11 protein-coding genes are annotated in these 12,906 nt (G+C 55.2%); all 11 read right to left on the reverse strand.

Going from position 1 to position 12,906, the window contains the following annotated elements; translation table 11 throughout:
- Nucleotides 1-37 precede the first annotated feature (37 nt).
- Complete coding sequence (locus tag GX466_06850) at nt 38-1,360, reverse strand: UDP-glucose/GDP-mannose dehydrogenase family protein (protein ID NLH93919.1); 1,323 nt, start codon at nt 1,358-1,360, stop codon at nt 38-40.
- Nucleotides 1,357-2,298, reverse strand: a complete 942-nt coding sequence (locus GX466_06855; protein ID NLH93920.1) for an NAD-dependent epimerase/dehydratase family protein — start codon at nt 2,296-2,298, stop codon at nt 1,357-1,359. Before GX466_06855 ends, GX466_06850 begins: the two co-directional genes overlap by 4 nt.
- A complete protein-coding gene (locus GX466_06860) occupies nt 2,295-2,870 on the reverse strand; it encodes a hypothetical protein (protein ID NLH93921.1) in 576 nt (191 codons plus the stop codon). The genes GX466_06855 and GX466_06860 overlap by 4 nt, the downstream gene beginning before the upstream one ends.
- 5 nt (nt 2,871-2,875) lie before the next feature.
- Nucleotides 2,876-4,279 (reverse strand): adenosylhomocysteinase, encoded by a 1,404-nt coding sequence (locus GX466_06865; GenBank protein NLH93922.1) that lies wholly within the window; start codon nt 4,277-4,279, stop codon nt 2,876-2,878.
- 67 nt (nt 4,280-4,346) lie between these two features.
- On the reverse strand, nt 4,347-6,557 hold the full coding sequence (gene pnp / locus GX466_06870; GenBank protein ID NLH93923.1) for a polyribonucleotide nucleotidyltransferase: 2,211 nt from the start codon (nt 6,555-6,557) through the stop codon (nt 4,347-4,349).
- A gap of 193 nt (nt 6,558-6,750) precedes the next feature.
- Nucleotides 6,751-7,020 carry a 30S ribosomal protein S15 gene (gene rpsO / locus GX466_06875; protein NLH93924.1) on the reverse strand — a complete coding sequence of 90 codons (270 nt, stop codon included), beginning with the start codon at nt 7,018-7,020 and terminating at the stop codon, nt 6,751-6,753.
- Nucleotides 7,021-7,457: 437 nt separating this feature from the next.
- On the reverse strand, nt 7,458-9,062 hold the full coding sequence (locus GX466_06880) for a tetratricopeptide repeat protein (GenBank protein ID NLH93925.1): 1,605 nt from the start codon (nt 9,060-9,062) through the stop codon (nt 7,458-7,460).
- A gap of 90 nt (nt 9,063-9,152) precedes the next feature.
- Complete coding sequence (locus GX466_06885) at nt 9,153-9,860, reverse strand: biotin--[acetyl-CoA-carboxylase] ligase (GenBank protein ID NLH93926.1); 708 nt, start codon at nt 9,858-9,860, stop codon at nt 9,153-9,155.
- Nucleotides 9,857-10,891: a tRNA preQ1(34) S-adenosylmethionine ribosyltransferase-isomerase QueA gene (queA, locus tag GX466_06890; GenBank protein NLH93927.1), complete on the reverse strand. Its 1,035-nt coding sequence runs from the start codon at nt 10,889-10,891 to the stop codon at nt 9,857-9,859. Before queA ends, GX466_06885 begins: the two co-directional genes overlap by 4 nt.
- Nucleotides 10,892-10,926: 35 nt before the next feature.
- Nucleotides 10,927-11,706, reverse strand: a complete 780-nt coding sequence (locus tag GX466_06895; GenBank protein NLH93928.1) for an SDR family oxidoreductase — start codon at nt 11,704-11,706, stop codon at nt 10,927-10,929.
- A complete protein-coding gene (gene coaBC, locus GX466_06900; protein NLH93929.1) occupies nt 11,703-12,878 on the reverse strand; it encodes a bifunctional phosphopantothenoylcysteine decarboxylase/phosphopantothenate--cysteine ligase CoaBC in 1,176 nt (391 codons plus the stop codon). Before coaBC ends, GX466_06895 begins: the two co-directional genes overlap by 4 nt.
- Between the last annotated feature and the right edge of the window lie 28 nt (nt 12,879-12,906).

The raw sequence follows: 12,906 nt of genomic DNA on the forward strand, positions 1-12,906 counted from the left end.
CGCAAAACGGAGGCTGCCAAACAGGATGGACGGGTTTTTATTCGCGCCCGATGGAGATATGGGTGAAACCTTGTTCGCGCATGTTCTTGGGCTCGAACTGGTTGCGCCCGTCAAAGAAGACGGGGGATTTGAGGGCTTGCTTGACCCGTTCCAAATCCGGATGGCGGAACTGGTGCCATTCGGTGACCAGGATGAGGGCGTCGGCGCCTTCCAGAATGGAATACTGGTCCTCGCCATAGCTGATGCCGTCCCTGTCACCGAAGATTCTTCTGGCTTCGGTCATGGCGGCGGGATCGTATGCCCGGATTTGTGCCCCGGCCTTGAGGAGGCTGTTGATGATCACAACGGATGGAGCTTCCCGCATATCGTCGGTTTTGGGTTTGAAGGCCAGGCCCCAGACAGCAAAGGTCTTTCCAGCAAGGTTTTCGCCGAACATCCGCTTGACCTTTTGTGCCAGAACGAGTTTCTGCCCTTGGTTGATCTCTTCCACGGCTTCTGTAATGAGGGGTTGCAGACCGGCCTGGCGCTGCATCTGGATGAGGGCGCGGATGTCCTTGGGAAAGCAGGAGCCGCCGTAGCCGACGCCGGGATAGATGAATTTATAGCCGATGCGGCTGTCCGAACCGATGCCGTTGCGCACTTCGCCGATGTCGGCGCCAAGGGCTTCGCAGAGGCGGGAGATTTCGTTCATGAAAGATATCTTGGTGGCCAGCATGGCGTTGGCGGCGTATTTTGTCATTTCAGCGGAGCGGACGCTCATGATTATGATACGTTCGCGGGTGCGGTTGAAGGGCAGATAAAGCTCGCGCAGCACTTCCCCGGCTTTGCGGTCGTCAGCGCCGATCACAACTCTATCAGGGCCCATAAAATCTGCAATGGCAGCCCCTTCCTTCAAGAATTCGGGATTGGAGACCACCGCGAAGGGGATTTCCACCCCTCGTTCGGCTTGAACTTCCCTGATGGTTTTGGCCACGAGGTCGGCGGTACCAACCGGGACAGTGGATTTATTAACCACGATCTTGTACTCTTTCATGCTGCGCGCGATGTCCCGGGCCACAGCCAAAACGTATTGCAGGTCTGCTGAGCCATCCTGGTCCGGAGGGGTGCCCACGGCAATGAAGATCACGCTGGAGGCCGCAACTGCCTCAGCGATGTTCGTGGTGAAAGACAGACGTCCAGCGGCACTGTTAGTCTCCACCAGCTCCTGCAACCCAGGCTCATAGATGGGTATTTCATTTTTTTGCAGTCTGGCTATCTTGGCAGTGTCGTTGTCAACGCAGACCACCTGATTTCCCATGTCAGCGAAGCAAGCCCCGCTCACCAGGCCCACATAACCTGAACCTACCATTGCCACTTTCATGATTTCTCCTTTCTGGCCTTGAACCAGGTCACGGTTTCCCTTATCCCGTCCTCAAGGGAGTAGATAGGGCTCCAGCCAAGCTCTTTGAAGGCTTTGGAATTGTCCAGCATGGAGCGGCGCAGATCACCCTTGCGGGCGGGGCCCTTCAGAGGCTGGATTTTTTTACCCAACTGCCAGAGAATGGTTTTATAAAGTTGCGAAGTGGTGGTCTCCTCGCAGGTGCCGATGTTGAAGACTTCATTGCTTCCGCGGTCCAGCACTGCCAGATTTGCGCGAACCACGTCTTTCACATAAACATAGTCGCGGATCATTCCTTCCGGGTCGTCCGGATAGGCATAAATGGTGGGGGCGGAATCCTGTAGCAGCTTTTCTACAAAGATGGAAACCACACCCGCTTCCCCCTGGGCAATCTGACGCGGTCCAAACACATTGGCATAGCGCAAAACGGTGTACTCCAGTCCGTACTGGTGCCGGTAAAAGCGAAGGTAGTTTTCCCCGGCGAATTTGTTGATGGCATAAACGGACAGGGGCTGGGGCGGGTAATCTTCTGTGGTGGGATACTCTTCCGCCTCGCCGTAAATGGCTCCGCCGGAGGAGATAAATATCACTTTCTTAATGTGATGCTTTACGCAGTTTTCCAGCACGTTAACCAGACCCAGGATGTTGATCTGGGCATCCAGCAGGGGCTCCGTGACGGAGTGGGGAACGCTTATCTGGGCGGCGTGATGGTTCACAACATCCGGTTTTTCAGTGGCAAAAACCTCCTCCAGGGCGGGATCGCGGATATCGAGTTGGTAAAACTTCACCGCGGGATTGAGGTTGGCGAAGTTTCCGCTGGAAAGGTCATCCACCACCACAACCTGATGCCCCGCTTCCAGGCAGGCATCGGCCACATGGGAGCCAATGAATCCCGCCCCTCCAGTGATCAGGATCTTCATCTTTCTTTCTCCACAATCGTATATTCGCCCAGGATTTTAACGTTGCGCGGATCAATCTTCACCAGCACGGCTCGCCTGAGGATTTGCACCTGCAAACGCACCTCATCCAGCTTGTCGTGGCTTTCCACAACACCTGTCACCCCTTTCAGCGGCCCCTGCATGATCTCGACCTGGAGTCCTTCCGAAAGCCAGATGGTGTTTTGCAGCTCGATCTCGGGCAGTCGGCTGAGCTTGATGTTCCGCAGTTCCTGCAGAAGTTGCTCCTGCTGGTGGACGCGGATGAAGGACACCGTGTAGCCGGAAATGAGCAGGGTCTGGCGGCTACGGGGGCCCAGCACGCAGAAAAGGTAGCTGGGGAACATGGGTTTGGTGAAACTCACCACCCGGCGCTGGTAAACGCGTTTGCTGTCCATCTGGGGCAGATAGTAGGTAATGCCGTTGCGCCGGGCGTATTCAGCCAGTTTCTTCTCGCAGCGCGGTTTGGTGTGGATCACTTCCCAACGCTGTCCTTCCGGTGCGGGAGCCAGCTCTCCGAAAAGCTCGTCAATCAGAACCGGGCTGTGGGTGGCCATCCGGGTCAGTATCTGTAAAAGTCAGGCTTGTAAGGGCCTTCGATCGGAACGTTGATATATTCGGCCTGATGCCTGCTCAGATGGGTAAGCTGAACCCCAAGTTTGTTCAAGTGCAATCTGGCCACTTCTTCATCGAGGGTCTTGGGCAGTGTGTAAACCCCGATCTTATGTTTGTTTTGCCAGAGTTCCAGTTGCGCCAGCACCTGATTGGTGAAGGAGCAGCTCATCACGAATGAGGGATGGCCGGTGGCGTTGCCAAGATTGACCAGCCGGCCCTCGGAAAGCAGGATTATCGATTTGCCGTTGGGCAGGTGGATCTTGTCAACTTGGGGCTTAACTGTTTCGCGCGTCACCCCTTCCAGGGAAAACAGCTTGTCCACCTGGATCTCGTTGTCGAAATGGCCGATATTGCAAACGATGGCGTGGTCTTTCATCTTGAGCATGTGGTCAACGCGGATCACGTCACAATTCCCGGTGGCGGTCACAAAGATGTCCGCCTCTTCCAGCATGTTATCCACGGTGTTCACTTCAAAGCCCTCCATGGCAGCCTGAAGCGCGCAGATGGGATCGATCTCGCTTATCACAACCCTGGCGCCAAAGCCGCGCATCGACTGAGCGCAGCCTTTGCCGACGTCGCCATAACCGCAAACCATCACCACCTTTCCAGCCACCATCACGTCGGTGCCACGCTTGATGCCGTCAGCCAGGGATTCACGGCAGCCGTAAAGGTTGTCGAACTTGGATTTGGTGACCGAATCGTTCACATTGAAAGCCGGAAAGAGCAATTCGCCGGCAGCCAGCTTCTGGTAAAGCCGATTAACGCCGGTGGTGGTCTCTTCGCTTACGCCTTTCAGGTTCTCAGACACCCTGTGCCATTTCTGGGGATCGTCCTCAAGGCCAGAGATGAGAAGTTCCTGCACGATCCTGAATTCGGCGGTTTCAGCGTTTGCCTTGGGCAGAACACCGGAAGCCGCGAATTCTTGTTCAAGTTTGTATCCTTCATGCACCATCAGGGTCGCGTCTCCCCCATCGTCCACAATGAGGTCAGGCCCGCCATCCGGCCAGGACAGCGCTTTCAGGGTGCATTGCCAGTATTCCTGAAGAGTTTCTCCCTTCCAGGCGAAAACGGGCACTCCGCCGGCAGCAATGGCCGCCGCCGCGTGGTCTTGGGTGGAAAAGATATTGCAGCTGGCCCAGCGGACTTTCGCACCGAGTTCCACAAGGGTCTCTATGAGAACCGCTGTCTGCACGGTCATGTGCAGGCTGCCGGTGATCCTGGCGCCCTGGAGCGGCTTCTTTCCATTGAACTTCCGGCGCAGAGCCATCAATCCGGGCATTTCGATCTCAGCCAGCTTGATCTCTTTGCGGCCAAAATCGGCCAAAGTGATATCGGCCACTGAATATTCCATGTTTTCCATCCTGTGAAAAAGTTAAGTGCCGGACCCAATGACTATGGCTCCGGCACGGTTTAATCAGTTATCTTCTGTGGGACCCGCCGCCGCGTCCGGAATTGCGGCGGTTGCCGCCCCTGTCATCACGCCTTGGGGGACGTTCATGCTTGGGAGCGTTGGGATCGGGCTCGGGATTGCCTTCAACGCCTTTCATGGTGAGCGCCAGCTTGCCTTTGTCCATTCCCAGGCTCTTCACATGGACGATATCTCCCAATTTGACCATGTCTTCCGGATGCCCGATACGTGTGTGGTGCATCTGGGAAACGTGGACCATGCCTTCTTTGGCGCCGCCAAGTATCTTCACAAACACGCCGTAAGGCTCGATCCGGGTGACGGGACCTTCAAATTCTTCTCCAACTTCTGGATCGATGGCGATGCCTTTGATGATCTCCTTGGCTTTCATGATCGAATCCTTGTTCGGGGAAAGGATACGCACGGTGCCGTCGTCGTTGATGTCGATCTCCGCCTGGCAAGCTTCGATGATCGATTTGATCATCTTTCCGCTCGGCCCGATGATTTCGCCAATCTTGTCCACGGGGACCTTGAAAGCTTCAATGCGTGGAGCTGTCGGGGCAAGGTCTTCTCTGGGCTCGGGTATGCATTCGCCCATGATGTCCAGAATGCGGAAACGCGCTGTATGCGCTTTTTCCAAAGCGATGCGCATGATGTCTCGGGTGATGCCTTCCACTTTGATGTCCATTTGCATGGCGGTGATGCCTTTGCGGGTGCCGGCGCACTTGAAGTCCATGTCGCCCAGATGGTCTTCCAGGCCCATGATGTCGGTGAGGATCACGTATTTGTCGCCATCCATGATCAGACCGTTGGCAATTCCCGCCACCGGTGCCTTGATGGGAACGCCCGCGGCCATCATTGCCAGGCAGCCGCTGCATATTGAAGCCTGGGACGAGGAACCGTTTGATTCCAGGGTGTCAGCCACGATCCGTATCGTGTATGGAAAAGTCTCGCGGTCCGGCAAAACGGCTTTCAGGGCGCGTTCAGCCAGGTTTCCGTGCCCCAGTTCGCGGCGTCCAACGGGACCCATTCTGCCAGCTTCGCCCACGCTGAAGGGCGGGAAGTTGTAATGCAGGTAAAAGTGTTTCTTATACTCGACCTCGAGGCCATCGATAACCTGTTCGTCGCTGCCGCCGCCGAGGGTGACGGTGCCCAGGGACTGGGTTTCGCCCCTGGTGAACAGCGCGGAGCCATGCACGATAGGCAGAACGTCGATTTCGCAGGTGATGTCGCGGATGTCATCCAGGCTGCGTCCATCAACGCGGTGGTGTTTTTCCAGAATGGATTCACGCACGTAGCGGCGGATCAGCTCTTCAAAGGCAGCTTTGTACCATTTTTCATTCTCTTCGAAGCCTTCGGGGTCCTCTTCCAGAGCCTTTTCGAGCAACTCCGCTTCTGCGGCGTCGAAGGCGTCCTGGCGTTCCTGTTTGCCAAAGATGACGGCGGCTTCGGCGATGCGGCTTCCGTAGCCGGCTTCCACTTTGTCCATAATCTCGGCCGGTATCTCCAGCAAAGTCACTTCCACTTTTTCTTTGCCGATTTCGGCGGCCATATCCAGTTGCAGGGCGCAGAGCTTTTTAATCTCTTCGTGCCCGGTGTAAACTGCATCCAGGATGGTCTCTTCACTCAGTTCCAGAGCCGAGGATTCCACCATCACCACCGAGGTGGCTGAAGCGGCCACGTCCAGGTCCAGCCTGGAATTTTCGTCCATCTGGCTCTTGTAGGGGTTAACAACAATCTGCCCGTCGATGTGGCCGACTTTCACGCCCGCGATGGGGCCGTGGAAAGGAATGTCGGAAAGGGTGAGGGCCAAAGAAGCGCCGAAAACGCCAAGGACAGAGGCGTCGTTCTCCCCGTCGTAAGCGAGGACGTTCAGAACAACGTGCACCTGGTTGCGGAATCCCTCAGGAAACAACGGCCTGATGCTGCGGTCAATGACCCTGGCAGAAAGGGTTGCGTCGGTTGTGGGACGGGCTTCGCGTTTGAAAAAGCCGCCGGGGATCTTGCCGCTGGCGTACATTTTTTCGATGTAATCAACCGTGAGCGGGAAGAAATCCTGGTTTTCAGCAGGCTCTTTGCTCATGGTGGCGGTAACGAGGACAGCGGTGCCCCCGTAACGGATGAAAACGCTTCCGTTGGCTTGTTTGGCCATTCTGCCGGTTTCCACGTAGAGCGGACGTCCGCAGAAATCGAGTTCGCGTTTGACAATGTTGAAGTTATGCATATATTTCTCCTGGTTGTTCCGAGGGAGAAGAAGCAATAGGCTGAATTCCCGGAGTGGCTTTCAGCTTATTGCTCGTACTCCCCTGGAGGTTGAAGTCTCGTGTCCGGAACCGTTCCGGACGTTTAGATAAGAGAAAGGTGGATCCCGCCAAAACAATTTAGTGAGAATCCACCTCGTCCTATTTTGGCGGAATTTATCTGCGGATTTTAAGCGCTTTGATCAGCTCGCGGTAGCGGTTGATGTCTTTCCGCATGAGGTAGTCAAGCAAGCGCCTTCTCTGCCCGATCAGTTTCAACAGCCCGCGTCTGGTGCTGAAGTCTTTGGAATGCTCTTTCAGGTGGGTCGTTATGTCATTGATCCGCCGGGTGAGAAGAGCAACCTGAACTTCAGGCGAGCCGGTGTCTGATTCATGGAGTTTAAACTCTGCCATGATAGCCGTTTTGGCCTCAGGTTTAAGTGCCATTTCATTCTCCTATGGAATTTTGTGTCAGCTTTTTGGATGCAGGCGATTTGTCCAGTTCTTTTTTCCGCCCCCTTGCAAATATAATGTTTACCCATCACGATATCCTGACGGTCAGACCCTTAGCGCTTGATTCCATCCCTCTCCCCCGCCTCCCGGTAAATCCTCGCATCGGATGCGGATATCGGGCGGGAGGCCCTTCTGTATCCAGATAAAGGGCCTTAACGGCCTGAGGATATCGATTCTCCCGACCACGGGCTGTCGTCGAGCGAAGGATGAGCTTCGACGGCAGCAATGAATGAACCTTTTGATACTTCCTTTCATCCATGCCGACTGCGTTCGCTGTACGCCAAGGCCAGCATCGAAATAGGGACTTTACCCGTCCATAAAAAAAGAACGCCCGGAAAACCCGGGCGTCTTTACAATCATAACTATTATATTTATTGCAACTTGCCGATGAGTTCGTTAACCCGGCCGAGCCGGTTGTTGATGTCGTTTATAGCGGACGATTCGCTGGCTCTGTTTCTGGCGCTGTTCAGGTGATCCCTTGATTTGCCAAGCAACGATTGGGCGTTGCCTTTGGCCGCGTCGCGCTTCTTTCTGAGGTCGGTGGCTTTTTTGCCGACCGCGGCTGAGGCCTGGCGGTCCAAATCCAGATAGGTGTTGTAGGCGTCGGTGCCGCGAGACTGGAAGACCGAAGCCAGGATCACGTAAGGCTGATACAGGCTGGAGTCTTTGGAAAGGGTGAGGTTAGCGTTGGTTTCCGCGTCGTTGTATTTATTCTGGGAGAGGTAGATGGCGGCCAGGTTCAGGTAAACGTAAGGATTGTTGGGGTCAACCTTCTTGAGGGCATTGACGGTTTCGATCGCCTTGGAATCCTTGTTGTCCGTGCGGTAGAGGTTCACCAGGTTCAGATAGGCGTTCACGTTGTTGGGATCGTTTTTGATCAGGCCTTCGTATTTGGCGATGGCGTCCTGGATGCGTCCGCTCTTCTGATAGGCAGTTGCCAGGCGGCTGCTGACGAGATCGTTGTCCGGGGCCAGTTCAAAGGCTTCTTCGAGGAGGGGAATCGATTCGGCATAGCTACCCTCATCGTAAAGCATGAAAGCCAGGCGAACGTTGGCCGCCGAATATTCCGGATCGATGGCAAGGGCTTTCTGGAATGAGGCTTTGGCCTTGGCGGAATTGCCCTGCTGGACATACAGGTTGCCCACGGCCAGCCAGGTTTCGGCATCTTTGGAGGCTTCTGCGTAACCTTCCAACAGGGCGATGCGCTTGGCGGTCTGATTGGTTTTTTCATAGATGTCATTCAGCGCGCGCATGATGGTGATGTTCTTAGGATCGATTTCGTCGCCTTTCACGAAGGTGGCTTCGGCCAGATCGATACGGTCGGTTTTAAGGTAGGTGTTACCAAGGATGATATAGGCTTCCACCTTGTCCGGCTTCAGCGCCACGACCTGCTTGAGCGATTTTTCGGCCTCCACGTAGTTGCCGTTGTTGTAATAGCTGGTGGCGATGTTGAAGATCTTGTCCATCTCGCCGGAGATGAACCCGTCAAGTTCTTTCATCATGCCGTTGTCCAAAGCCTGCCAGCGGGAGGTTTTTTCCTTGCCAACGTTGAAGCTGATCTGTTTGAGTTCTCCGGAAAGGGTGCTGTACATACGCATTGTGATGTTATAAAGGCCGCGGCTTTCGCTCACATTGCCTATCAGGATCACATCGGAAGCGAGGGTTTTGGATATTTCCACCAACTCTTCCTTCTCGAGGTCTTCCACGTCCCTGTATCCGGATTCGCGGAAGTGCGCTGCCGTTTCGTCCATGTCCAGAAGAACGTAATTGGCATATTTGTCGAAAGTGAGGTCAAGATCTCTCACAGTGAGGATCTTGGTGATATAACGGCTGGAACTGTCCAGCGCCTTCAAGGGCAGGATCGCCACTTTGGTGGTGATTTCAGCCTTGGGCACGGCCTCGGTGACGGTTTTGGTGCCGGCACAGGCATAGAGGCCAAGCATAACGGCGAGGACGATTACTATCCATTTGTTCATTAATTCCTCCCGGAAATTATATTTCTCTTCTATTGTCGCAAAGCATTTCCAACGGCCTTATCTGTCAAGAAAAAGCTGCCGGATAAGCCGTCAGATTGTTCTCAAACTGCCGTGGGTGATCGTTTCAATCCTGCCTTCATTGTCTCTCAAAAGCAGGAAACCTTCGTCTGAAAGCCCAGATATCCTCCCCCTCAGCATTGAGCCGCCGGATTCAAGCTCCGCCTCCCGCCCCAAGCCATACAGGTGTTTGCCGCAATAGTCAAGATACACCTCCGGCGTGGCAAGCATGGCGGAATGGTTGCGAATACTTTGAACCACCAAGCTGGCAAGACAGTTGTTGGATACAGGCATCTTCATGTAGGAGGATAGATTGGCCGCATTCAGTTCAAGTAATACATCATCCATTTCGCAGTTGCTGTTCAAGCCCAGGCTGACCAGGTAACGGGAGGGATTTTGCCGATGCTGGCAGAGGATCCCGGCCAGTTTTTTATCCTCCAGATAGAGGTCATTGGGCCACTTCACGCTGAGCTTATCAAGCCCGAATGACCGGGAAAGCACGTTGTGAAGACAATAACCCACATAGAGAGGAAAAGAAGGCACAGCCCGGGGATAATGGAAATCAAAACTGAGCCAGAGGCCGCCCCGGGGAGAATGCCAGGTGTTTTCGTTGCGCCCGACCCCGGCGGTTTGGCGTTTGGCGCGGACAATCCAGCGGTCGGAGGCTGAACCGATGGAGGCCAGCCTGTCATATTCCAGAATGCTGTTGTCCAAAGTATCGTATAAAAGCCTTGTGATCATGAGATATACATCGCGTCGCCGTAGCTGAAGAAGCGGTATTTTTCGTCAACCGCGAGCTGATATGCCCGGCGCACCAGTTCATGGCCCGCAAAGGCGGAAACCATCATCAGCAGGGTCGATTTGGGCAGATGGAAATTCGTGATGAGGGCATCGGCGACCTTGATCTCACGGCCGGGATAGATGAAAATGTCAGTCCAAAGCGAGCCGCTTTTGAGGCTTTTGCCATTCCAGAAACTTTCCAGGGTGCGCACGGAAGTGCTGCCCACGGCGATAACGCGCCGCCCTTCAGCTTTGGCGGAGTTGATTTCCGCGGCCGTTTCCTCCGGCATGGTGCAAAACTCGCTGTGCATCTTGTGGGCGTCAACGCGCTGGCTTTTCACCGGCAAAAAGGTTCCCATCCCCACATGGAGGATCACCTCCACCACCAGCACCCCTTTTTGCTTCAGCGCTTCCAGCAATTCAGAGCTGAAGTGAAGTCCGGCGGTGGGAGCAGCCACGGAGCCAGGTGATTTCGCATAAACGGTTTGATAGTCGCCGCGGTCGGATGAATTGTCCGGACGCTTGATGTAAGGCGGCAGGGGAACGTGTCCAATCCTTTCTATTTCTTGCCAGTAAGTATCCGGCTCCCCGAATTCGATTTCCCGCAATCCGTCTTCGTCAGCCAGAGACAGCCAGCCTTTCAAGGTTGGTGAGAATCGCAGCCACTGCTCGGTTTTGAGCCTTTTGCCGGGATGGACCATGCATTTCCAGCGCGCTTCATCCAGCTTGTGCAAAAGCAGCACCTCTATCCTGGTGCCGGTGGATTTTTCCCCGAAGAGGCGGGCGGGAATCACCTTGCTGGAATTCAAAACCAGCACCTCACCGGGAGCGAGGAGACCCAAAACATCCGAAAACCTGCGGTGGACAATGTTTCCCGTGGACATTTCCACACACATCAGGCGGGAACTTTCCCGCCGCGCAAGGGGATGCTGGGCAATAAGCTCCGGCGGCAATTCATAGTTGTAGCTTTCGACGTCAAGAAGGTCCGGCACGGCCTGAAAGTCCTGGTGGGAGATTGGATTTGGCTTCAATTGCCGGTTTCGGGCGAAGCGGGCAGGGGCGCTGAGGCGCCTCCGTCGATCACCAGGTTCTGGCCGGTGAGGTTGGCCAGTTCTTCACTCAACAGCAGTTCCGCCACGCGCTTCAGTTCCTGCATGGAGACGAGTTTTCCGGTGGGGCTGGCCGCCCGGTACGCAGCGAAATAGCGTTGGCGGAAAGCCAGGTATTCACCCTCGTAGTCGCTTTCAAGGTCAGTTTCCACCGGGGCCGGAGAAATGGAGTTGATCAAAACGTTGTCCGGGGCAGCCTCCAAAGCCACGCTGCGGACCAGATTCACGATCGCGGCTTTCGCTGCCGCGTAGGCAGAACCGCTGTGCAGGCCGGTTTGGACCACGTTCGAAGCGAACATCACGATCCGGCCAAATCTACCACTCAACATACCCGGCAGACAAGCCTTGAGGACATTATAGGCCATGCTCACGTTGGCGTTAAATATTTCACTCCAAATAAGGGGCTCGCCCTTAGCCAGAGTTCTGGCGTCGTAGCTGCGTATCGCGGCTGTGTGCACAAGCCTGGCCGGAACGGCGTCCAAGGCCCGGCAAGCTTCATCCAGGGCGGCTTTGAAAGAGGCAAGGTCGCGCAAGTCGCAGGCTTTGATCATTATCTCCGGCCGGGAACTCAGCTTTTCCAAACGCCGGCCATCGGAATGTATCAACAAGAGCATCGGCAAACGCGTTTCCGCCCAGGCCTGGGCGAGGTAAGACCCCACCTGGCCGTTGGCGCCGGTGATGATCAGCAACTGCTTCATGGCTTTACGATCCGCTCCACAAGACGTAGTGCGACTTCAAACTTGTCGCCGCTCAGTTGCAGGGTTTTTTTGTTTTTGTTGTCACCGGCACTGATGACAGAAAGCGTGGTCTGGTCAGCCCCCGCGGTGTCCAGATGATTCACGCAGATGAGGTCCAGGTTCTTTTTCTGAAGCTTTTCCCTGGCGTTGGCGATCAGATTGTCGGTCTCCGCGGCAAAGCCCACCAGCTTCTGTTTCTTGGTTTTCTGTTTTCCGAGTTGGGCAAGGATATCCGGCGTGGGCGCCAGTTCCAGGTTGAGGCTGCCGCCTTTCTTGATCTTGTGGGAAGATGCTTTGAGCGGCTTGAAATCAGATACGGCGGCACATTTCACGATAATTCGGCAGCCTTTGGCAGCCTTGATAACGGCGTCATACATCAGTTGCACCGTGGGTGCGAAGATGGCCTGATGCAGATAGTAGGGAGGGGTTTCTTCCATCAAACCGTGGACCAGAGTGACCTTGGCGCCCCTGAGGGCGAAAGCCCTGGCGATAGCCAGGCCCATCCTGCCGCTGGATTTGTTGGTGATCAGGCGCATGGGATCTATCGGCTCTGCTGTGGCGCCTGCGGTGACCAGAACGCTGATCCCGTCAAGGTCTTCAGGATATTCCAAATAGCAGCGGATGGCATTTGCGACCTCCGCGTTGGGAGGATACTTTCCCTTGCCCTCATATCCGCAGGCGAGCAGCCCTGTATTCGGCTCCAGAACATGGTTTCCCCGCACTCGCAGGATGTTAAGGTTGGCCTGTGTGGCCTGACTCTGATACATGTTCACATTCATCGCCGGAACGTAAAGAACAGGCTCGGCATGAGCCAGCAGAGTGGTGGAAAGCAGATCGTCGGCAAAGCCCTGGGCCGCTTTGGCAAGGATGTTGGCTGTGGCGGGAGCCACCACGATCAGGTCCGCCCAGTCCGCCAAAGTGATATGCGGAATGGGATCGGCGTCCTCGAAAAGCTGGCTGTGCACGCTGCCGTGGGTGATGGCGGCGAAGTTGATCCCCGCCACAAAGCGCGAGGCATTTTCAGTCAGGATGGTCTTCACGCTGTAACCCGCCTTGCTCAGCTTGCTAGCCAGGTCGATAGCTTTGTAAGCGGCGATGCCGCCGCTCACGCCAAGTAGTATGTTTTTGTCCATGAACCGCTCTTTAGATGTTTGACGCCAT

The sequence above is a fragment of the Candidatus Cloacimonadota bacterium genome (assembly GCA_012516855.1).
In the GTDB taxonomy this organism is placed as follows: domain Bacteria; phylum Cloacimonadota; class Cloacimonadia; order Cloacimonadales; family Cloacimonadaceae; genus Syntrophosphaera.